Source organism: Alteromonas alvinellae, assembly GCF_902705805.1.
Genome location: NZ_CACSIH010000200.1, coordinates 14,577 through 32,951, shown reverse-complemented (window position 1 = coordinate 32,951; position 18,375 = coordinate 14,577). Strand labels below are relative to the sequence as shown.

The window sequence follows — 18,375 nt, the reverse complement described above, 5'->3', positions numbered from 1 at the left end:
TCAGGCGAAGGCGATGTATTTGCCCTGAACACATTATCGGAAAACCAATGTCAGAAGATTCACAGCGATATCTTTATATTCCTCATGCCGGCCCTTCACTGCTGGAAACGCCCCTACTTAATAAAGGTAGCGCCTTCACTGCGCGCGAGAGAGCTGCGTTCAACCTAACTGGTCTTGTGCCTCCACGGTACGAAACTATTGAAGAGCAAGTTGAACGCGCCTATATGCAATACAGTAGCTTCGATGAATCACTCAATAAGCACATTTATTTACGTGCTATTCAAGACAACAACGAAACCTTATTTTATCGTCTTATTCAAAAGCACATCGATGAGATGATGCCTATCATCTACACCCCAACAGTCGGTGATGCATGTGAACAGTTTTCTGATATTTATCGCAGTTCACGAGGCTTATTCGTATCTTATGAAGAGCGCCATCAGCTAGATGACATTGTTCGCAATGCGACTAAGCGCAAAGTGAAGGTGATTGTTGTAACTGACGGTGAGCGTATTTTAGGCTTGGGAGACCAAGGTATCGGGGGGATGGGCATTCCCATTGGTAAGCTTTCGCTTTACACCGCGTGTGGTGGAATTAGCCCAGCATACACATTGCCCGTAATGTTAGATGTAGGGACTAACAACGAAAAGCTACTAAACGACCCAATGTACATGGGGGCGCGCCATCCTCGTATTGGACAGGAAGAATACGACGAATTCGTTGATATGTTCATTAATGCTGTGAAGCGACGCTGGCCTGATGTCATGATTCAGTTTGAAGATTTTGCGCAGCCTAACGCTATGCCGTTATTAAATCGCTATCGTAACGACGTGTGTTGTTTTAACGACGATATTCAAGGAACTGCTGCCGTTACCCTTGGCACTATTTTGGCGGCTTGTAAAACCAAGCAGCAAAAGCTGCGTGACATGAAGGTCGTGTTTGTGGGTGCGGGGTCAGCTGGCTGTGGCATTGCCGAAATGCTTATTCAGCAAATGGTGTTTGAAGGCCTTACTGATGAACAAGCGCGTAAACAAGTGTTTATGATTGACCGCTTTGGCTTGGTGACTGAGGGCATGGAAGGTTTACGCGACTTTCAGCAAAAGCTTCAGCAGAGAAATGCAGATTTAGCTGATTGGACATTCAGTGGAGATTACGCGTCACTGTTGGATGTGATGCATTGCGCGAAACCAGATGTACTTATTGGTGTCTCTGGTCAGCCAGGCTTGTTTACTGAGCAGGTGATCCGTGCCATGAAACAAGGCTGTGAATTGCCCATAATCTTCCCGTTAAGTAACCCCTCACGACAAGTTGAAGCGCGCCCCGAGCAAGTAATTGAATGGACAGATGGCGAGGTAATTATCGCAACTGGTAGTCCGTTCAAGCCCGTAGAGTACAATGGCAATATCATCCCTATTGCTCAGTGTAATAACTCGTATATTTTCCCTGGTATCGGCCTTGGTGTTGTCGCCTCAAAAGCGAAGCTCATTAGTGATGAAATGCTAATGGCTGCAAGTAACGCTCTTGCGGCGGCGTCGCCATTAGTCAACACAGGGCAAGGCTCACTATTGCCACCACTTGCTGCAATTGCTGAAATTAGTCGTGAGATTGCTTTTGAAGTGGGTAAAGTTGCTATGGAGCAAGGGCTAGCGCTTGAGATGTCTGACGACGCATTGCGCGCCAGCATTGAGCGTAACTTCTGGAAAGCAGAGTACCGCCCTTACAAGCGGGTAAGCATCTAGTATCCGTTAACGTTATAAAAAAGCAGGCTTAGCCTGCTTTTTTAGTACTTGTGAACAACGCTTTCACCATGACTTACAACCCAAAAGCTGAAGTAAGCCACCGTCTCACTGCTCGAACTTCATCCATTTCGCGGCTGAACTCCAACCAAATGTAATATGGTGTTGCCTATGCGCAACATTTCCTATGTGTTATTCATATATATTCACGTTAATTTTCCGCTAACCCGCTGTTATTAATGAATTAATTTTAATTGGCACAATGATTGATACACCTCTTAATAGTTACAACAAGGAGCAAGGGGTGTTATTGATGACCAAGTTAAAAAACAAGGTAAGTCCTTTCTACGCGCGAATTATTAAGCGCTCATTCTCTACGTCATTAGTTATGGCCGCTCTTGCAACACTCTCAGCTTGCGACGCACCTAATGTTGATGTTGCAGCACAAGATGAAAAAGCTGCTAAAACGGCTGCTAGTACAGTTTCAGAAAGCCCAGTGGATGAGCAAATTGAAATGTTTGCTTATCTGGATGAATCCGACTTAATTGATGCCTACTACGAGGTTAAGTAATTCGCGGCTAATCCTTCTTACACACTATCGATTCTGCCACGGTTACCGCTGGCAAAAGATTATGGCAACTATCGATAGTACCAGTTTGCGGGCAAAGGACTGCTCGCCTTTTATTCATAAAACCGCGCTCTGGATAAAGCTAAAGCGCGGCTTTTTTATGTCAATAAACGTATATCGCCGTTTATTAGTCGACACCGTTGAGCTATAAGTCTTTAAAAGCTGTTCTTAGTAGCTATGTATTGCACTAACCTTAACGATAAAGTCATTTAAAGGAATTGCTATGTCGACAGAAAGTAACTACACACCACCAGAAGTTTGGACTCAGGCTGAAGATGATGGCAACAAGTGGGCCAGTATCAATCGTCCTGTATCGGGCGCTACCCATGAAAAGGCTCGTCCCAACGGCGAACATGGTCTGCAGCTTTACTCGTTAGCTACGCCTAACGGTCAGAAAGTTACCATCATGCTAGAAGAGCTGTTAGCTGCTGGCGTAAGTGAAGCTGAATACGATGCTTGGCTAATAAACATTGGTGAGGGCGATCAGTTTTCTTCTGGGTTTGTTGACGTTAACCCTAATAGTAAAATCCCTGCCATGGTCGACATGACAACGACGCCAGAAACCAAGCTGTTCGAGTCTGGGTCAATCTTAGTTTACTTGGCGGAAAAATTCGGTAAGTTCATTCCGCAAGACGCCCATGCAAAGGCGGAATGTTTCAACTGGCTGTTCTGGCAGGTGGGGTCAGCGCCTTACTTAGGCGGTGGTTTCGGGCACTTCTACAGCTATGCGCCATATCCAATGGAATATCCAATCAACCGCTTTACCATGGAAACTAAGCGTCAGTTAGATGTGCTAGACAAGCACTTAGCAAACAATGAGTTCATGGCAGGTAGCGAGTACAGTATCGCTGACATGGCTATATGGCCGTGGTACGGCAATTTAGTGCTCGGAAATCTGTACGATGCAGCCACTTTCCTTCAGGTGCACGAGTACACCAATTTAGTCCGCTGGGCTAAGCAACTAGAGCAGCGAGAAGGCGTTAAACGTGGCCGTATTGTCAATAAGACCTGGGGTGACGATGGTCAGTTAGAAAACCGCCACAGCGCAAAAGATATCGACGGTGCACTCGCCAACACCTAATTAACGGGGTCAGAGTACATTTAAAAAGTACTCTGACCCCCCAACTTTCAAATGAGCTCTGCCACACTTTTTAAATAAGCTTGTTGAAGTGGTGTGAAATCCCATTCATTCAGGGGCTCATTAAATTCAAAGTTGCCTACGCGGCCTCGCCAGCTTTCGTTAGGCACTGTAGACCAGCTTTTCATATACACCAGCTTGCCATGCAGACAGTGTAATACTTCAATTTTTGCTGGTTCTGCCTCACTGTAAGCTACCCGCTCTGAGACAACAGCACCTTCTTCACAGTCTTGGTCAAAAAACACAAAACCCCGGTAGCTGCCGTTTTCTGTAATGGTAATGAGCGATGCATATTCTTTGCTCTTAGATACTTTTCTCAGCGCTGGCAAATGGCCATCAACTCGCTTAATTTGAAGCCCCTGTGATTTGTTATGCCACTGCCACCCTGAACTGCCCATAAAACTTAGCTCGCTGTTCTTGCTGTTAATACGCCAAAGTGTTTCAAAGGTATTCCAAGACGCAACGGCAATGATGCATATCATTATAAAACCGGTAATGAATATGAGTGGCTTTGTCATGAGGCAAGCCTCTGGTAGATTGCGGATGCTTATTTTCCTTATACGAAAAAAGCACACCGCTAGACTTTCATTGCAAAAAAGTAATTCGCTCTGCTCTATCTTTTTATAGCCTCTATCGAACTAAAATAGTGAACGCGTCAACTGAAGAACCCATGAAATTTTCACATTTCACCATTTATTTTAGATGCCAGACAATAGCGATAAGTAGCTTTCGCTCCTTCCAGTCAGATGAAATGCACCAATGCTTACCCTCATCTTACGACGCCCCGGCAGCAAAACCAGATATTCAAAAACATTCACCTAGTAAAAGGCGTTTTAGTGTGATTTGAAATCACGATTAGTACTATCTATTTTGTTCGCTTTAATTGTTTATGTGAATCAGCGATTATCTTTTTAAACGAAAAAGGTGATTAACAAAACGTTGTTAATTGCGCACGTAGTGCCCAGATTTAGCGAGACTATTAGTAAAGCTGAAAAGTGGGCGAGAAATGAATTAGAAGGAATTCGCAATGAGTAAGTGTCCATTTTCAGGTAAAGCTGTAAATCCCACCACGTTAACATCTAGCAATGGTGCGCCCGTTGCTGATGACAATCAAAGTCGAACTGCAGGACCACGTGGCCCCGTTACTTTCGACAACCACTATTTGTTCGAGAAGCTTGCGCACTTTAACCGCGAGCGAATTCCAGAGCGCGTAGTTCACGCTAGAGGTAGTGCAGCATATGGTACTTTTACGCTAACTAAAAGTTTGTCTGATTATACGATTGCTGACTTCTTGCAAAAAGAAGGGCAAAAAACCGACGTATTTTTGCGCTTTTCTACTGTAGGTGGTGGTCAGGATTCAAGTGACTATGCCCGTGATCCTCGTGGTTTTTCGGTGAAGTTTTATACCGAACAGGGAAACTGGGACATGGTAGGAAATAATACTCCGGTATTCTTCTTACGAGATGGCATCAAGTTTCCTGACTTTATCCACAGCCAGAAAAAGAACCCACGCACTAACTTGCCTGACCCGCAAGCTGTCTATGAGTTTTGGGCGAACAATCCACAGTCGCTACATCAATCGACAATCTTGATGTCTGATCGCGGTATTCCACTTTCATATCGCCATGTGAATGGCTATAGCTCTCATACGTTGAGTTTCTGGAATAACGCAGGCGAACGCTATTGGGTGAAATGGCACTTTAAAACTAACCAAGGTATTAAAACGCTAACTAGCGAAGAAGCGGCAAAGATGCCTGCTTATGGCGCTCAGCAAGACTTGGTCGAAAGTATTGATAATGGTGATTTTCCATCGTGGACAGTGAACGTGCAGATTATGACCGAAGAGGAAGCACGTAATTATCGTATCAATCCGTTTGATCTTACCAAGGTATGGCCGCACAGCGACTTCCCATTAATTGAAGTAGGACAGTTGGAGCTAAACCGCAATGTTGATAACTACTTTGCAGAAACTGAGCAAGCCGCGTTCGCGCCGAGCAATTTGGTACCGGGTATTGGTGCGTCGCCAGACAGAATGCTTCAAGCGCGACTAATTGGATATCAAGATGCGCACAGATACCGCATTGGTGCAAACTACAACCAAATACCGGTAAACGCGCCGCGTTGTCCAGTGCACAATTATCAACGAGATGGAGCCTTTGCGGGAATTAACCCAGCACTTGCAGGAAGTGGAGCCAACTTCTATCCAAACAATCGTGCTCGCATTGGTGAGCCTGCTGAAATGCCAGAGGTACAAGAGCCACCGATGCCTTTAGAGCAAGATGCATGGTTAGATATTTATGATAACCGTGATGAAGATAACTACTCGCAGGCTGGTGACTTGTACCGCATCATGAGTGAAGATCAAAAGCAGCAGTTGGTGAGCAATATTGCTGACGGCCTAAGCCAAGCAACGCAAGACGTGCAAGAAGCGATGTTCGTGCAATACGATTTAGCCGACAGCGACTACGGTGCTCGTGTTAGAAAGGCGGTAGCCAGCAAATAAAGAACATGGGGGGCAGAGTATATTATTAAAATATACTCTGCCTCCTTTTTTTACTGGGTAGCGACTAGGGCGTAAACGTGCAAGCGAATGGCCTGAAGTGCGCGTTCTTTCCAATTGTTCCAAGTAATACGGTTGCTAATTTCGTGCTGATTCAACGTAATATAACCATGATTTAGCGCCCATACCTGCATAGCTACATCTTGCTTTTCTTCAACAGACAGGTCTTTTTTAATTAACGCAGCAGTAAGTTTAGTTAGCGTGATAAAGGCTTTTTCACCTGCCTCGATAGCTTCATCTGATGGCGTATAGTCTTTCAAATTAGAAGCAAAAATTAGTCGATAATGGGCCGCATGAGTTTCTGAAAACGTTAAAATACGCTCGCAGCCATTAATCACTTTTTCTGCCGCGGTATTGCCGTCGGCTGCCAACATTTCACGCTCTACTAGTTCGAAACCTTCGATGTAGAGCGCATCTAAAATACCCTGCTTACCTTTGAAGTGGCTATAGATGCCAATCGTTGACATACCTGCACCGTCAGCAATGGCGCGCACGCTAAGTGCATTCGTTCCGCCTTTCAAAAACAGCGCTGAGGCAGCGTCTAAGATCTTTTGTCGCGTATCTTTTTTCATTTACACATCATTTACATGTTGCGCAATATAACACCGTTATGTAAAGTGGTTTTATAACGCCGTTATATCTCTTGGTTTAACACTTAACCTGCCTGCCCGCAGGTTATTCATAAGGACACTATATATGAAAACTGAGCAATTAACCTGCGATTATTTAATTGTTGGTGCTGGCGCGGTGGGGATGGCTTTTACTGATGTACTACTTCACGAAACTAATGCTAACATTTTGATTGTAGATAAAAATGCGAAGCCCGGAGGGCATTGGAACTACGCTTATCCCTTCGTTACTCTTCACCAGCCGTCAGCTTTTTATGGCGTGTGTTCAAAAGAGTTAAATCGTGGCGTTATTGATAAAACAGGATTGAATGAAGGCTTAATGGGATTAGCCTCAGGCCAAGAAGTGAGTGCGTATTTCGATGCCGTAATGAACGAAACCTTTTTGCCTTCAAACCGAGTTCAGTATTACCCGCGACGACGTTGCCTTTACGCCGGTTAATACTGTGGTTCAAAAGATTGAAGGCTTTGACAACTATGTGGTTGTCGGTGGGGGTAAAACGGGTATTGATACCTGCCTATGGCTACTCGAAAATCACGTCGCCCCGAATAATATCCACTGGGTAGTATCGCGAGATGCATGGTTATTGAACCGGAAGAATACGCAGCCCTTGAGTGACTTCTTCTTTGATTCTATTGGGGCACAAGCAAACCAAATGGAAGCTATCGCTGCGTCAAGTTCCATCGAGGATATGTTCGACAAATTGGAAGAGCGGGGCGTTTTACTGCCAATAACCTGACCTACTATATGGTGGGTGACAAGCTTGGTTATTGGCAGTTTTTTCCACCGATTAACACCAGCAGTAATGAAAATTGGGGTGTTATTCCAGTATGGGGCGTGGGTCAAGTAATTAGCTCTAACAACGATGCGGTAGGAGTAGGAAGTCGTTTCCTTGGTTATTTCCCGCCCGCTGAATATTTGGTTATGGCTAACACTACGGTGACAAACAACAATTTAATAGACTGTAGCCCTCATCGTTTGAAGTTGCCCCAAGGGTATAATGTCTACCGACCACTTCCTTCACTAGCGGCCCACGCTGACGCTGAAATAAGCACTAAGCAGCACGAGCAAGAAAATTTTCAGATGTTGTTGTGGCCGCTTTATGCTACGTCCTATTGTTTGTCGGAAGTGGTCGAATCCATACCCGCTTCAACGCGAGAACAGTTACTGGTGCTTAGTGCTTCAAGCAAAACCAGCTTAGGGCTTGCTTTTGCGTTAAAAGAAGCTGGTATTAGCGCGGTAGGCGTCACGTCAGATAAGCGTGTCGCATCCCTCAAAGGGTTAGATGTTTACAGCGCTGTTACTAGTTATGAACAGCTGGACATGTTGCAACTGAAAGGTACCGTTGTGGTAGACATGTCAGGTAATGCTCAGGTCAAAGCATCAATCAAACATAGACTTGGTGAACACCTAACAAGATACATCAGCGTAGGGCTTACTCACTGGCAGGACATTGAACCGTCAAGCGATGAGGAGTTCTTCTTTGCCCCTGCTCATATACAGCAGCGTATGTCTGAGATTGGAGCCGCTGAGTACCAGAAGTTAAGTAGCGGGTTTGTAGCAAAAGCCATTGCGTGGAGCGCCGGTTGGCTAAACGTTAAAGAGCGTGAAGGGTTAAGCGCGCTACAAGATGACTTTAGCGAACATCAACAAGGTCACATTCCTTCAAATGAAGGAAGAATATACACACTTGTTTAGCGTGTAACCAGAGCACCCGTATCGAGTTCGAGCGCTTTGATATAAGCGCTCGTTCGAAGGTGATATCACATGTATTGGTTAAAGTAATCGGTGACTTTCGGCCATAGATGCTGACATTTCCGTGAGAAAAACTTCATGTGACCGATTTCCTTAACGTTATGGGCCAGTGGGTCGAGTTCCTCCACCTCAGCTTCCATATTGGGGAAAACGCTAATCATATCGTGAACGTTGTGAATATTAGCAATGTCGTCGTCGTTGGCGAGTAACCACTTAGAAGGTATCTGAATGGTGTCGTAGTGGTGCTGGTTTACATCACTGCCGAACCCTGTTTTTACGTATCCTTTCCCGTTACACCATTTTTGCCACTGGCGCGCCACTTTTTTAGGCAGTGGCTCTCCCATGCCTACCCACTGAGATTTCGTATGGCCAAACAATAAATTACTCATGGGAATATAGAAATTCATAAAGAAATGCGCTTTAAGCAAATAGCTTTTACGCATATTTCGTAGGCTACCTGATGAACTGCCAAAATTACAAAAAGCAGTGAGGTCATGTACGTTGTGCATTAAACCCAGTAGCTGACCTCCCGCACTATGACCAACAAGAAAATAGGGCACATTGGGGAAGTGAATCTTTAGTGTCTCGAGCACCGCTGGCATATCTTGCTCGCCCCAGGTTACGAGTGAAGCGTCACTTTGTTTAACACTGTCCTTTACCGCCCCGCCAATGCCACGGTTATCGAACGTGATAACGCCAAACCCTTGCTCACTCAAGTAAGTGGCAAATGCGCTATAGAATTGGCGTTTTATACCTGTTGCGGGGCCAATCATGACTCCTGCTTTAGCAGGGCGGACAGGAGAGTAAAGGGAAGCGGCAAGCGGTGTACTATCAGCACAAGTAACAGTGATATCTTTAACACTCGTACTTTTTAGGGGGTCGTGTTGCTTTGTTTTGCTCGACATTGAAGATCTCGAAAACTCATCTGGTCTAACCAGTAAACCTTCTGCACCAATAAAATGCAATATCCTGACTATTTATTTTGTTGATAGTTAGTGCTGAGTGATAAGTGACGCGCAAATGCCACTGCTTAGCTGGGATGGTAAGCCATAGCATTCGCGCTAAAAGGAAATTTTCTACACCGCCAAGGTAAATACCTTAGAATTACGCTGGAAGTTATATAGCTCTTTCTTCACGGCAGGTAGCGCACTTATGTCAGCAGGTTCAAACCCTTGCTCTAAAAACCAGTGTGCGGTAACTGTGGTCAGTACAAAAATGCTGTTAATACCGGCTTCTTTAGCACGGGCGCGCACTTCATCTAAAATCCGTTCGCCACGGTTTTTGCCGCGATAGTCCTGGTGGGTTGCCACACAAGCTAGCTCGGCACAACCGTCTTCGGGGTATAAATACAAGGCTGCACAGGCGATGATCATGCCGTCGCGCACTATCACTATAAACTGGTTTATTTCATTTTCTAAACGTTCACGAGAGCGTTTCACTAACACGCCGCTTTCTTCTAGCGGTTTTATCAGCTTTAAGATACCGCCCACATCTTCGATGGTCGCTGCACGTAATTGTTCGTAATGGTGTTCCATCACTAGCGAGCCCGTTCCGTCGCGGGTGAACAATTCTTGAAGTAATGCGCCATCCTTTTCAAAGCTGATGCAGTGAGCTCGGGGCACACCTGCGGCAACGCTGGTGGTAAGAGCGCTTAACACCGTATCTTCGGTGGTAATGTCGCCTGCCATGATCAACTGCTCTAGTTGAGGGCGTTCAATGGTGCGAAGTAAACGACCTTCACGGTTATATACGCCATCAAAGTTCGAAAATACGATAAGTTTGTCCGCTTTAAGGGCTATAGCCGCCTGCGTAGCTACATCTTCGTGCGACAAGTTAAACACTTCTCCCGTTGATGAATAGCCCATAGGCGATAGCAGCACAATCGAACCATCGTTTAAATGATCATTAATGCCTGTGGTATCAATACGACGCACTAAACCGGTGTTTTCAAAATCAACACCGCCTCGCACGCCCATTGGCTTGGCAACCACAAGGTTGCCCGAGCACACGCGTATTTGCGAGCCGTGCATAGGTGAGTTTGGTAGCCCCATAGTCAGTAGGGCTTCTACCTGAGAGCGTACCGAGCCGGCGGCATCTTTAACGCACTCAAGGGTTTGTTTGTCGGTAATGCGTACACCGCTTTCAAAGCGACCTTCGATGTTGCGAAGGGCTACGCGCTGATCAATCTGCGGGCGGGCACCGTGCACTACGACCACGCGCACGCCCAAGCTATTAAGCAGGGCAATGTCGTGAATAATATTTGGGAAATTAGGATGTTCGATGGCTTCGCCACCGAACATCAAAACGAAGGTCTTTCCCTGGTGAGCATTAATATAGGGCAGTGAACTGCGAAACAGTTTTATGCCGTCATGATGCGCTAATACCATCTAAGCAGTTCCTTGTCGCTACCCTTGCTTATCCAAGTCTTCCAGCTCTTGATACAGTGCTTTCGTCACGGTTTCTTTGCTGGTGCCGCCCAAGATATTGCGTTGATTCACGCCGTACTCTAGCTGTAGTACCGGGTATACGTCGTCTTCAATTTTGTCGCAAATAGCCTGCATGTCGCTAAGTGGTAAATCTTCAATAGCGCAGCCTTTATCGATGGCTTGAAGCACAACGCGCCCTGCAATATCGTGGCCTGTTCTAAACGGCACACCTTTACCTACCAGATAATCGGCAAGCTCAGTGGCGTTAGAGAACCCTTGGGTTGCTGCAACGCGACAGCGCTCTTCGTTTAGCTGCAGTGAGTCAAGCACTTCACTGGCAATGCATAAACAAATATGCCACTGATTAACCGTATCGATAGCGCCTTCTTTGTCTTCTTGCATGTCTTTGTTGTAGGCAAGAGGAAGCCCCTTCATGGTAACTAACAGCGCCTGCAAAGAGCCAAACACACGGCCACATTTGCCGCGCATTAATTCAAGCGCATCAGGGTTTTTCTTCTGCGGCATAAGCGACGAACCAGAGGTTACGCTATCGCCAAGCTGTAAGAATCCTGCTTCGCCAGAGTTATAAAAAATCATATCTTCGGCAAGACGTGACAAGTGCATCATGCTAGTGCTGGCTACAAATAAAAGCTCTAGCACAAAGTCTCTGTCCGACACAGCGTCTAGGCTGTTAAGGCATGGAGAATCAAAGCCCAGCTCTTCAGCAATGGCATGACGGTCTACAGGGAAAGTCGTGCCTGCCAATGCGCCAGAGCCTAGAGGGCACTGATTCATGCGAACTTTTAAGTCGTCTAAACGGCTTAAGTCACGCTTTAGCATTTCAACGTAAGCCAAGCACCAGTGTGCAAAGTGAATAGGCTGTGCACGCTGTAAGTGCGTATAACCTGGGATGATCGCTTCTTGATGACGGCTAGCGGCATTAAGAAGCGACTTTATTACACCTAAAACATCAGCGCGAAGTGAGGCAATATGTTCACGTACCCACAAGCGAAAGTCGGTGGCAACCTGATCGTTTCGGCTACGCCCAGTATGAAGTTTACGACCAATGTCACCAAGCTTTTCAATAAGCGCAGCTTCAACAAAGCTGTGAATGTCTTCTTCGCTAGATGCGTTAAAGTCTAATTCACCTGCATCAGCTTTCGCTTTTAACTCGCTCAATGCAGACTCAAGCTGGGCTTGTTCGTCAACGGTCAATACGCCTGCTTTTTGCAGCGCACGCGACCAGCTGATAGAGCCTTGAATATCTTGGCTTGCCATAACTTGGTCAAACGGCAGCGAGTCGTTAACCTGTTTAAACATACTACTTGCACCGGATTCAAACCGGCCACCCCACAACGCCATGTGATGCTCCTTAAATGCTGTTCTGACTTAAGCTTTACTATTGTAGGTAAAGCTTATTGTTCACCTTGTTTTTTCAGTGCTTCGATACGACTTGAAAGGCTGAACAGGCGGATAAAGCCTTCAGCGTGCTTCTGGTCGTAAACATCATCAGCACCAAAGGTGGCAAAGTCTTCAGAGTAAAGACTATTAGGTGAACGACGCTGTGTTACCGTAGCTTGGCCTTTGTATAGCTTAACCACGATATCGCCTGTTACTTTCTTCGCAAAAGAAGCAGCACCAGCAAGTAGCGCGTCGTTAAGGGTGGTGAACCAACGGCCGTCGTACATCACGTGTGAGAACTCAAGGCCAATTTGCTCACGGTATTTAAGCGCAGCCTTATCTAGCACCATAGTTTCTAGGGCTTTATACGCTTTAAGCAGTACGGTGCCTCCTGGCGTTTCATAACAGCCACGTGACTTCATACCAACAAGGCGGTTTTCAACAATGTCGATACGTCCAACGCCATGCGCCGCAGCTACAGTATTAAGTTTAACTAGCGCTTGATAAGGCGATAGTGCTTCACCATCAACGTGGGTAAGTTTACCTTCGTTGAACGACAGGGTTACACGCTCAGGTGTGTCTGGTGCATCTTCAGGGTCAACGGTCATGGTCCACACTTGCTTGGTAGGCTCTTGCCATGGATCTTCAAGCTCGCCACCTTCGTGTGAAATGTGCCATGCGTTTGCATCGCGGCTGTAAATTTTTGTTGCTGACGCCGTGGTTGGAATATTGCGCTCTGCTAGATAAGCCAATAGGTCTTCACGGCTTACCATGTCCCACTCACGCCATGGCGCAATAACCGTAAGGTCTGGGGCTAGAGCAGCAAAGGTACTTTCAAAGCGTACCTGGTCGTTACCTTTACCCGTACAGCCGTGGCATAGTGCGTCGGCACCTACTTTACGGGCAATCTCTACTTGCGCTTTGGCGATCACAGGGCGTGCCATTGACGTACCCAGTAGATATTCACCTTCGTAAACCGCACCGGTAGTGATAGTTGGGAAGATATATTCGCTTACGAACTCTTCTTTCAAATCAACAATGTGGCATTCGCTTGCGCCAGATGCGATAGCTTTTTCATGAAGGCCTTCTAGTTCTTCATCACCTTGACCCACATCTGCTGCAAACGCGACAACTTCACAGCCATAGTTTTCTTTAAGCCATGGAATGATGGCTGATGTATCAAGCCCGCCTGAATAGGCCAGCACGATTTTTTTAACTTTTTGCATCTAAATAATCCTTCTAAGCGTCTTTTTAGGCGTCTTTTTAAGCGTTAAGTAATTGAGTAAGAATGGCGTTTTGGCCATGCATTCTATTTTCGGCTTGCTGCATTAATAGCGATTTATCGCTATCAATCAACGAGCCCGTAATTTCTAAATCGCGATGGGCAGGTTGGCAGTGCATAACGTAGCTAGCACCGGTTGCTTCCATCAACGCTTCGTTCACCTGATAAGGCATGAACTTTTCTTTAATCACTTCAAGTGGCGTCTCGTCACCCATTGAAAGCCATGTATCTGCATATATAACGTCTGCACCGTTAGCAGCACTAAGCTCTGTGCTTTCAACAATCGATACACCCGTTTTCTCGGCAATTGCTTTGGCTTGCGCCACAATTTCAGGTGCCGCTTCGTGGCCCTCTGGCGTGACTACAACTTGGTTGCAACCTAGCAGCGCACCAACAATTAATAGTGAGTGAGTTACATTGTTGCCGTCGCCTACATAAGCCATGGTAAGACCTTCGGTTTTGCCGAAGCGTTCAAACATAGTGAGGTAATCTGCAAGGCCTTGGCATGGATGATATTTATCACACAATGCGTTGATAACGGGCACATTTGCAGCCTTAGAAAAGGTTTCCAGCGTGCTGTGAGAAAATACGCGAGCAACAATGGCGTCAGCCCAACACGCAAGGTTAGCGGCGGTGTCTACTGCGTCTTCACGGCCTGCTAATTTGCCCGACTGCACATCTAAATACACCATGTGGCCGCCAAGCTTGTTAATACCAATATCGAAGCTAACGCGGGTTCGCAAAGATGGCTTTTCAAACAGGGCAACAATTGATTTCCCCGCTAGCACGTTGCTGTAACTTGCTGGGGCTTGTTTAATTTCTACAGCCAATTGCAGCAAGTTTTTCATTGCGTCGGGTGTCCAGTCTGCAAAGGTTAGTAGGTCCTGTTTCATTGTACTTCTCCGGCATTGCCTTTTGTAAAGTCGGTGTGGGGTAAGTCAGCGTTTGTTGACGGTGTATTTGTCAGCGCTGAGGGCAGTATTTGCGTGCCCGTTTTCTTATTTAAAATGTCGTTGATGTCGGCGGCCCAACTCGCGATGTAAACTGCGCGGCCTAAATTCTCTGCAGACGCGAGTGCCGCATCCACTTTTACTTTCATCCCGTCGGTAATAACGCCTTCGTCTGCGTACTTCGATATGCTTGCAGCGCTAAGTTCGCTAATTAGCAATTTGTCACCGTCTAACACACCGTCAACATTGGAAAGAAGTAAAAGCTCAGCGTTAAGAAGCTCAGCAATAACTGTTGCGGCTTGATCGGCATTTACATTTAGCAATCTACCTTGTGGGCTTGAACCAATAGAACTGATTACCGGTAGTGTTGACTGGGCTAATACGCTTTTTAGAAATGATGCGTCTGCTGTCGACGGCACGCCCACGGCACCATACTGGTCAGCTAGAGGCTCACACACCACCATATTACCGTCTAACAACGACAAACCAACAGGGGTTAAGCCTGAAGCCAAAGCCGCTGCGCATAGCTGCTTGTTGGCAGAGCCAGCGAGGGCTCCGCAGATATAAGGCATATGTTCATCGGGCGTAACCCGAAGGCCATCAATTTTTGTGCTTTGAAGACCAAGACTCGCCATAAGCGTCTCCACTAATGGTCCGCCTCCGTGAACCACTACCACGGGGCGTGTGGCCTGCACGTCTTTTACGCTTAGAAATAACCGTGTCATTGCGGCGGTATCGTCGAGTAATGCACCGCCAACTTTAATTACAATTGGTGAAACACTCATAGTACTAACCCTGTCTCTACTGGTTGTTTCGTCATTATGTTAAGGCACTGTATTGCCTGAGAGGCAGCACCTTTCATTACGTTGTCGATTGCAGCGGTAATAACTGCGTATCCAGATGCTTCATCTAACTTCCAATGAAGATCAACAAATGGGGTATGAGCAACGTCGTCAATTTTTGGAAAACTCTTGCGCAAACGCACAATGGGTTTATCAGCATAGGCGTCAGTGTACGCTTGTTCAAGTTGCGCGCTGGTGGTACCAGCTTTTACCTTAACGGTTACCGTGGCCAATATCCCACGTTTAAAATTACCTAAGTGCGGCGTAAAGATAACAGGCGTCCCCAAGTAGGCTTCAATTTCAGGGGTATGACGATGACCTAACACGCCGTATGCCTGAAGGCTCACTTCAAAGAAGCTGGTGGTTAGGCTAGCTTTCCTGCCTGCACCCGACACACCGGAAACAGCGTTAATTACAGGGCGTACGCTTTCATCTAGTAAATTATTGTGAGCAAGAGGTTTAAGTGCACTAAGGCTAGCAGTGGGATAGCAACCCGGCACAGCGATAACGTCGGCAGAGGCAATTTGAGCTTCATGCCACTCGGCAAGGCCGTAAACAGCTTGAGACAAGCTTTGCTCTTGCGTATGTGGAAAGCCGTAAAACTGTTCAAAAACGTCGGTATCTTTAAGTCTGAAGGCCCCCGATAAATCGAGCACTTTTGCTTTGCCTGAGGACAAGATAGGCATCCAGTCGTGGCTTGCTTCGTGAGGTGTGGCAAGAAAGATAAAATCGACACCGTCAGCCATTTCTTTTAAAGCAGCTTCTGAGATAGGCGTGAGCGTAGCATTAACGTGAGCCAAGTTGCCGTGAAGTTGTGCAATATTTTTACCCGCGTCGCTACTTTTCTCAGATACATAAGTACCCGCCAACACTAGTTTAGGATGTTGAATTACCAACTGAACAAGTTGTGCCCCTGTGTAACCACTGGCACCAATAATTGAAACGCTATACATAATTTAAAAATTCAATAAAAGGAGAAAAAATCACTTTTTACCTTTGTAAACTGGTTGGGCGTAAATCCTTGCCTAACCGCGACCACATTACAAAGGTAAAAAGTGTGCTACCGAATAAGCATAGATGTGCACACGCATCGTCGTGCGCTATGCAAGGTGTAGCCAGCCAGGGGAGAGGTAAACTCTTTGTCGTTGCTAGTGGTTGAACCAACAACGCGAGTTGGTTGTGTCATCATCAATTCCTATCATGTTACAACCCAAATTTTAGGGTTGGATGCCTTAACCGTAGATAATTGTATCCAATCTGAATTTTTATGCAATAAAAATGTATAAATATTTTTATTGCTTTTTGTGCAGCTTAGGCAGTAAAAAGAGCAGTTAATGATATATTTATAGTTGTGACAGTAAGTTGACAATAAGATTAATAGAACTGAATATTTATTTTTGGCTCCAGATATACAGTAGCCGTACTTATTTCTGGTAGCGTTGATACTTAAAAGGCTAAAAATTGAGTTGGTTTTTGCAAAAAAAAACAGGCCCTAGTCGCAAAACGCGAGCGGCGTATAAAATGAGACAGTTGTAAATGATAGGTCGCTACAGCCCTAAGCTGAAGACTGTAAAGATAGGATGTTGGGATTAAACTCGGAAAATAAAATGAGCAAACTTACTTTAGCGCTGGTGGCGCATGACCATAAGAAACCCGAATTACTGGCATGGGTTAAGCAGCATATTGACGTGCTTAAGCAGTGTAATTTAGTAGGAACAGGAACAACAGGCGGTTTAATTGCCAGTGAAACCGGATTAGACGTTACACGCTATAAAAGCGGCCCGCTTGGCGGGGACCAGCAAATAGGCGCATTGATCGCGGAAAACAAGCTAGACGCGCTATTCTTCTTTTGGGACCCATTGAATCCAGCGCCCCACGACCCCGATGTAAAAGCACTATTGCGGTTGTGTTCAGTATGGAATGTACCTGTAGCCTGTACGCCAGCCACGGCAGATTTGGTAATTACGTCACCGCTTTTCCTATCACCTGATTACAAGCCAGTTAAACCGAACTTCTAGAGAGTATAACTAGCAACTAGCGGTAAAAAAGGCTGGCCGAAGCCAGCACTCGTTACTGTGGGTAAGATGGGTGAGAAGCGCTGCGCGTTAAAGCTTAAATAGCTCATGTAACTTTCGTTCTTCTTCTCGCAGGGCTTTTATTCGCGCTTGCTGCTCAGATGTTAGTACTTGAAACATGGCCAGATGCTGTTTAGCTTTTTCCACGCCGGCATTAACAAGGCCATCTTTATATTGAGCTATAAGCGCGTCCCAAGCGTCTTTAGAGAAAGACTGGCTGCGAACCAAATCGCGCTGGGCGTTTCTAAAATTGCCTAGCATCTCTCTATTTGTTTTCGATGTCTCTTTAAACGACTCTCGAAGCTCAGCAAGGCTTGCTATTTGTGCGTCGCTTAATTCAATGCCTTCAAAGAAAAAGTCCTTAGGCTTGCGTTTGGGGCCTCTCACCTCAACATCCATTCGTTTAGCAAAACGGACTTCTTGTTTTACGAATGCACCATGATGTTCTTGTCTATCTATATCTCTTTTAGCGTCTCGCGCTAAGAGAGTTGCTTGTTGCTCTTCATCCAGTACCTTGTATATGTCGTGACGTAGTTGAGCAAAAGCGAAATGCCTGGCTTCGCGCTCTTCAATCTGTGTTTGAATAAACGTGTTTATCTGTGCTTCAGTGGCAGTTGCAAAGTCAAAACTAGGCTTTTCGATGTCACCAAATAAAGGCTGAGGGTTAGCGTCTTTAAATGCGCTTAACAGTGTTTTTATCTCTTCGCGCTGGGCGTCGCTTAAGCTGATGCCGCGAAGATGTTCAACAATTTCTTTAACCGGTTCGTGGTGACGCATACCAGGTCCTGCTGGCTGCGCCAATGCAAGGCCACCTAGGCCAATCGCTGCTACTGCTACACTAGCAATTAATAACTTTTTCATTGTCGTCTCCTTTTATTAGGACAGGCTAATCGTAGCGTGCGCGGCTAAAAAAGCAGTCAATGCAGTGTAAAGCTTATGTAAAGGTAAAGCCGAT

17 protein-coding genes and 1 pseudogene are annotated in these 18,375 nt (G+C 46.0%); 7 read left to right on the top strand and 11 right to left on the bottom strand.

Annotation, left to right across the window (positions count from 1 at the left end):
- Positions 1 to 47: 47 nt before the first annotated feature.
- From ACX5KA_RS14330 to yghU, 3 genes are all read left to right on the top strand, one after another.
- On the top strand, positions 48 to 1,739 hold the full coding sequence (locus ACX5KA_RS14330; RefSeq protein WP_039217614.1) for an NAD-dependent malic enzyme: 1,692 nt from the start codon (positions 48 to 50) through the stop codon (positions 1,737 to 1,739).
- Positions 1,740 to 2,049: 310 nt separating this feature from the next.
- The gene (locus ACX5KA_RS14325) at positions 2,050 to 2,307 is read left to right on the top strand and encodes a hypothetical protein (RefSeq protein WP_039217612.1); all 258 of its coding nucleotides are present in this window, start codon (positions 2,050 to 2,052) and stop codon (positions 2,305 to 2,307) included.
- Between the two features lie 280 nt (positions 2,308 to 2,587).
- The gene (yghU, locus tag ACX5KA_RS14320; protein WP_458731487.1) at positions 2,588 to 3,445 is read left to right on the top strand and encodes a glutathione-dependent disulfide-bond oxidoreductase; all 858 of its coding nucleotides are present in this window, start codon (positions 2,588 to 2,590) and stop codon (positions 3,443 to 3,445) included.
- Between the two features lie 47 nt (positions 3,446 to 3,492).
- Here yghU and ACX5KA_RS14315 read toward each other — a convergent pair whose 3' ends face one another.
- The gene (locus ACX5KA_RS14315; RefSeq protein WP_458731486.1) at positions 3,493 to 4,020 is read right to left on the bottom strand and encodes a hypothetical protein; all 528 of its coding nucleotides are present in this window, start codon (positions 4,018 to 4,020) and stop codon (positions 3,493 to 3,495) included.
- 509 nt (positions 4,021 to 4,529) lie between these two features.
- On the opposite strand from ACX5KA_RS14315, the gene ACX5KA_RS14310 reads away from it, so the two are divergent.
- Positions 4,530 to 6,005: a catalase gene (locus ACX5KA_RS14310; protein ID WP_458731485.1), complete on the top strand. Its 1,476-nt coding sequence runs from the start codon at positions 4,530 to 4,532 to the stop codon at positions 6,003 to 6,005.
- Positions 6,006 to 6,055: 50 nt separating this feature from the next.
- Here the strand turns inward: ACX5KA_RS14310 and ACX5KA_RS14305 are convergent, their stop codons facing one another.
- Positions 6,056 to 6,634, bottom strand: coding sequence for a TetR/AcrR family transcriptional regulator (locus ACX5KA_RS14305; protein WP_039219244.1), 579 nt, complete (start codon positions 6,632 to 6,634; stop codon positions 6,056 to 6,058).
- A 124-nt stretch (positions 6,635 to 6,758) separates the two neighbouring features.
- Here ACX5KA_RS14305 and ACX5KA_RS14300 point away from each other — a divergent pair.
- Together ACX5KA_RS14300 and ACX5KA_RS14295 are read left to right on the top strand one after the other, a co-directional pair.
- Positions 6,759 to 7,422: pseudogene (locus tag ACX5KA_RS14300) on the top strand (NAD(P)-binding protein); the annotation flags it as partial.
- A 14-nt stretch (positions 7,423 to 7,436) separates the two neighbouring features.
- Positions 7,437 to 8,387, top strand: a complete 951-nt coding sequence (locus ACX5KA_RS14295) for a DUF2855 family protein (protein ID WP_458731484.1) — start codon at positions 7,437 to 7,439, stop codon at positions 8,385 to 8,387.
- Positions 8,388 to 8,452: 65 nt separating this feature from the next.
- On the opposite strand, the gene ACX5KA_RS14290 is transcribed toward ACX5KA_RS14295, so the two are convergent.
- The 8 genes from ACX5KA_RS14290 to ACX5KA_RS14255 form a co-directional block, all read right to left on the bottom strand.
- Entirely contained in the window at positions 8,453 to 9,349 is an 897-nt protein-coding gene (locus ACX5KA_RS14290) for an alpha/beta hydrolase family protein (protein ID WP_458731483.1), read from the bottom strand.
- A gap of 171 nt (positions 9,350 to 9,520) precedes the next feature.
- The gene (gene argA, locus ACX5KA_RS14285) at positions 9,521 to 10,831 is read right to left on the bottom strand and encodes an amino-acid N-acetyltransferase (RefSeq protein ID WP_039219249.1); all 1,311 of its coding nucleotides are present in this window, start codon (positions 10,829 to 10,831) and stop codon (positions 9,521 to 9,523) included.
- Between the two features lie 18 nt (positions 10,832 to 10,849).
- Complete coding sequence (argH, locus tag ACX5KA_RS14280; RefSeq protein ID WP_014948049.1) at positions 10,850 to 12,232, bottom strand: argininosuccinate lyase; 1,383 nt, start codon at positions 12,230 to 12,232, stop codon at positions 10,850 to 10,852.
- A gap of 53 nt (positions 12,233 to 12,285) precedes the next feature.
- The gene (locus tag ACX5KA_RS14275; protein WP_458731482.1) at positions 12,286 to 13,497 is read right to left on the bottom strand and encodes an argininosuccinate synthase; all 1,212 of its coding nucleotides are present in this window, start codon (positions 13,495 to 13,497) and stop codon (positions 12,286 to 12,288) included.
- A 37-nt stretch (positions 13,498 to 13,534) separates the two neighbouring features.
- Positions 13,535 to 14,446: an ornithine carbamoyltransferase gene (locus ACX5KA_RS14270; RefSeq protein ID WP_423078790.1), complete on the bottom strand. Its 912-nt coding sequence runs from the start codon at positions 14,444 to 14,446 to the stop codon at positions 13,535 to 13,537.
- A complete protein-coding gene (gene argB / locus ACX5KA_RS14265) occupies positions 14,443 to 15,288 on the bottom strand; it encodes an acetylglutamate kinase (protein ID WP_458731481.1) in 846 nt (281 codons plus the stop codon). The genes ACX5KA_RS14270 and argB overlap by 4 nt, the downstream gene beginning before the upstream one ends.
- Positions 15,285 to 16,298 (bottom strand): N-acetyl-gamma-glutamyl-phosphate reductase, encoded by a 1,014-nt coding sequence (argC, locus tag ACX5KA_RS14260; RefSeq protein ID WP_458731480.1) that lies wholly within the window; start codon positions 16,296 to 16,298, stop codon positions 15,285 to 15,287. Before argC ends, argB begins: the two co-directional genes overlap by 4 nt.
- Before the next feature lie 107 nt (positions 16,299 to 16,405).
- Positions 16,406 to 16,531, bottom strand: coding sequence for a hypothetical protein (locus ACX5KA_RS14255; RefSeq protein ID WP_276203235.1), 126 nt, complete (start codon positions 16,529 to 16,531; stop codon positions 16,406 to 16,408).
- 421 nt (positions 16,532 to 16,952) lie between these two features.
- Between ACX5KA_RS14255 and ACX5KA_RS14250 the strand changes: the two genes are divergently transcribed.
- The gene (locus ACX5KA_RS14250) at positions 16,953 to 17,363 is read left to right on the top strand and encodes a methylglyoxal synthase (RefSeq protein ID WP_458731479.1); all 411 of its coding nucleotides are present in this window, start codon (positions 16,953 to 16,955) and stop codon (positions 17,361 to 17,363) included.
- An 87-nt stretch (positions 17,364 to 17,450) separates the two neighbouring features.
- Here the strand turns inward: ACX5KA_RS14250 and ACX5KA_RS14245 are convergent, their stop codons facing one another.
- The gene (locus tag ACX5KA_RS14245; protein WP_039219261.1) at positions 17,451 to 18,281 is read right to left on the bottom strand and encodes a Spy/CpxP family protein refolding chaperone; all 831 of its coding nucleotides are present in this window, start codon (positions 18,279 to 18,281) and stop codon (positions 17,451 to 17,453) included.
- Positions 18,282 to 18,375 lie beyond the last annotated feature (94 nt).

Coding starts and splice junctions, on each gene's coding strand:
- argB (WP_458731481.1), bottom strand. CDS start 15,288: ATGAGTGTTTCACCAATTGTAATTAAAGTTGGCGGTGCATTACTCGAC.
- ACX5KA_RS14305 (WP_039219244.1), bottom strand. CDS start 6,634: ATGAAAAAAGATACGCGACAAAAGATCTTAGACGCTGCCTCAGCGCTG.
- argC (WP_458731480.1), bottom strand. CDS start 16,298: ATGTATAGCGTTTCAATTATTGGTGCCAGTGGTTACACAGGGGCACAA.
- ACX5KA_RS14325 (WP_039217612.1), top strand. CDS start 2,050: ATGACCAAGTTAAAAAACAAGGTAAGTCCTTTCTACGCGCGAATTATT.
- ACX5KA_RS14250 (WP_458731479.1), top strand. CDS start 16,953: ATGAGCAAACTTACTTTAGCGCTGGTGGCGCATGACCATAAGAAACCC.
- ACX5KA_RS14310 (WP_458731485.1), top strand. CDS start 4,530: ATGAGTAAGTGTCCATTTTCAGGTAAAGCTGTAAATCCCACCACGTTA.
- yghU (WP_458731487.1), top strand. CDS start 2,588: ATGTCGACAGAAAGTAACTACACACCACCAGAAGTTTGGACTCAGGCT.
- ACX5KA_RS14255 (WP_276203235.1), bottom strand. CDS start 16,531: ATGACACAACCAACTCGCGTTGTTGGTTCAACCACTAGCAACGACAAA.
- argA (WP_039219249.1), bottom strand. CDS start 10,831: ATGGTATTAGCGCATCATGACGGCATAAAACTGTTTCGCAGTTCACTG.
- ACX5KA_RS14290 (WP_458731483.1), bottom strand. CDS start 9,349: ATGTCGAGCAAAACAAAGCAACACGACCCCCTAAAAAGTACGAGTGTT.
- ACX5KA_RS14330 (WP_039217614.1), top strand. CDS start 48: ATGTCAGAAGATTCACAGCGATATCTTTATATTCCTCATGCCGGCCCT.
- ACX5KA_RS14295 (WP_458731484.1), top strand. CDS start 7,437: ATGGTGGGTGACAAGCTTGGTTATTGGCAGTTTTTTCCACCGATTAAC.
- ACX5KA_RS14270 (WP_423078790.1), bottom strand. CDS start 14,446: ATGAAACAGGACCTACTAACCTTTGCAGACTGGACACCCGACGCAATG.
- ACX5KA_RS14315 (WP_458731486.1), bottom strand. CDS start 4,020: ATGACAAAGCCACTCATATTCATTACCGGTTTTATAATGATATGCATC.
- ACX5KA_RS14245 (WP_039219261.1), bottom strand. CDS start 18,281: ATGAAAAAGTTATTAATTGCTAGTGTAGCAGTAGCAGCGATTGGCCTA.
- ACX5KA_RS14275 (WP_458731482.1), bottom strand. CDS start 13,497: ATGCAAAAAGTTAAAAAAATCGTGCTGGCCTATTCAGGCGGGCTTGAT.
- argH (WP_014948049.1), bottom strand. CDS start 12,232: ATGGCGTTGTGGGGTGGCCGGTTTGAATCCGGTGCAAGTAGTATGTTT.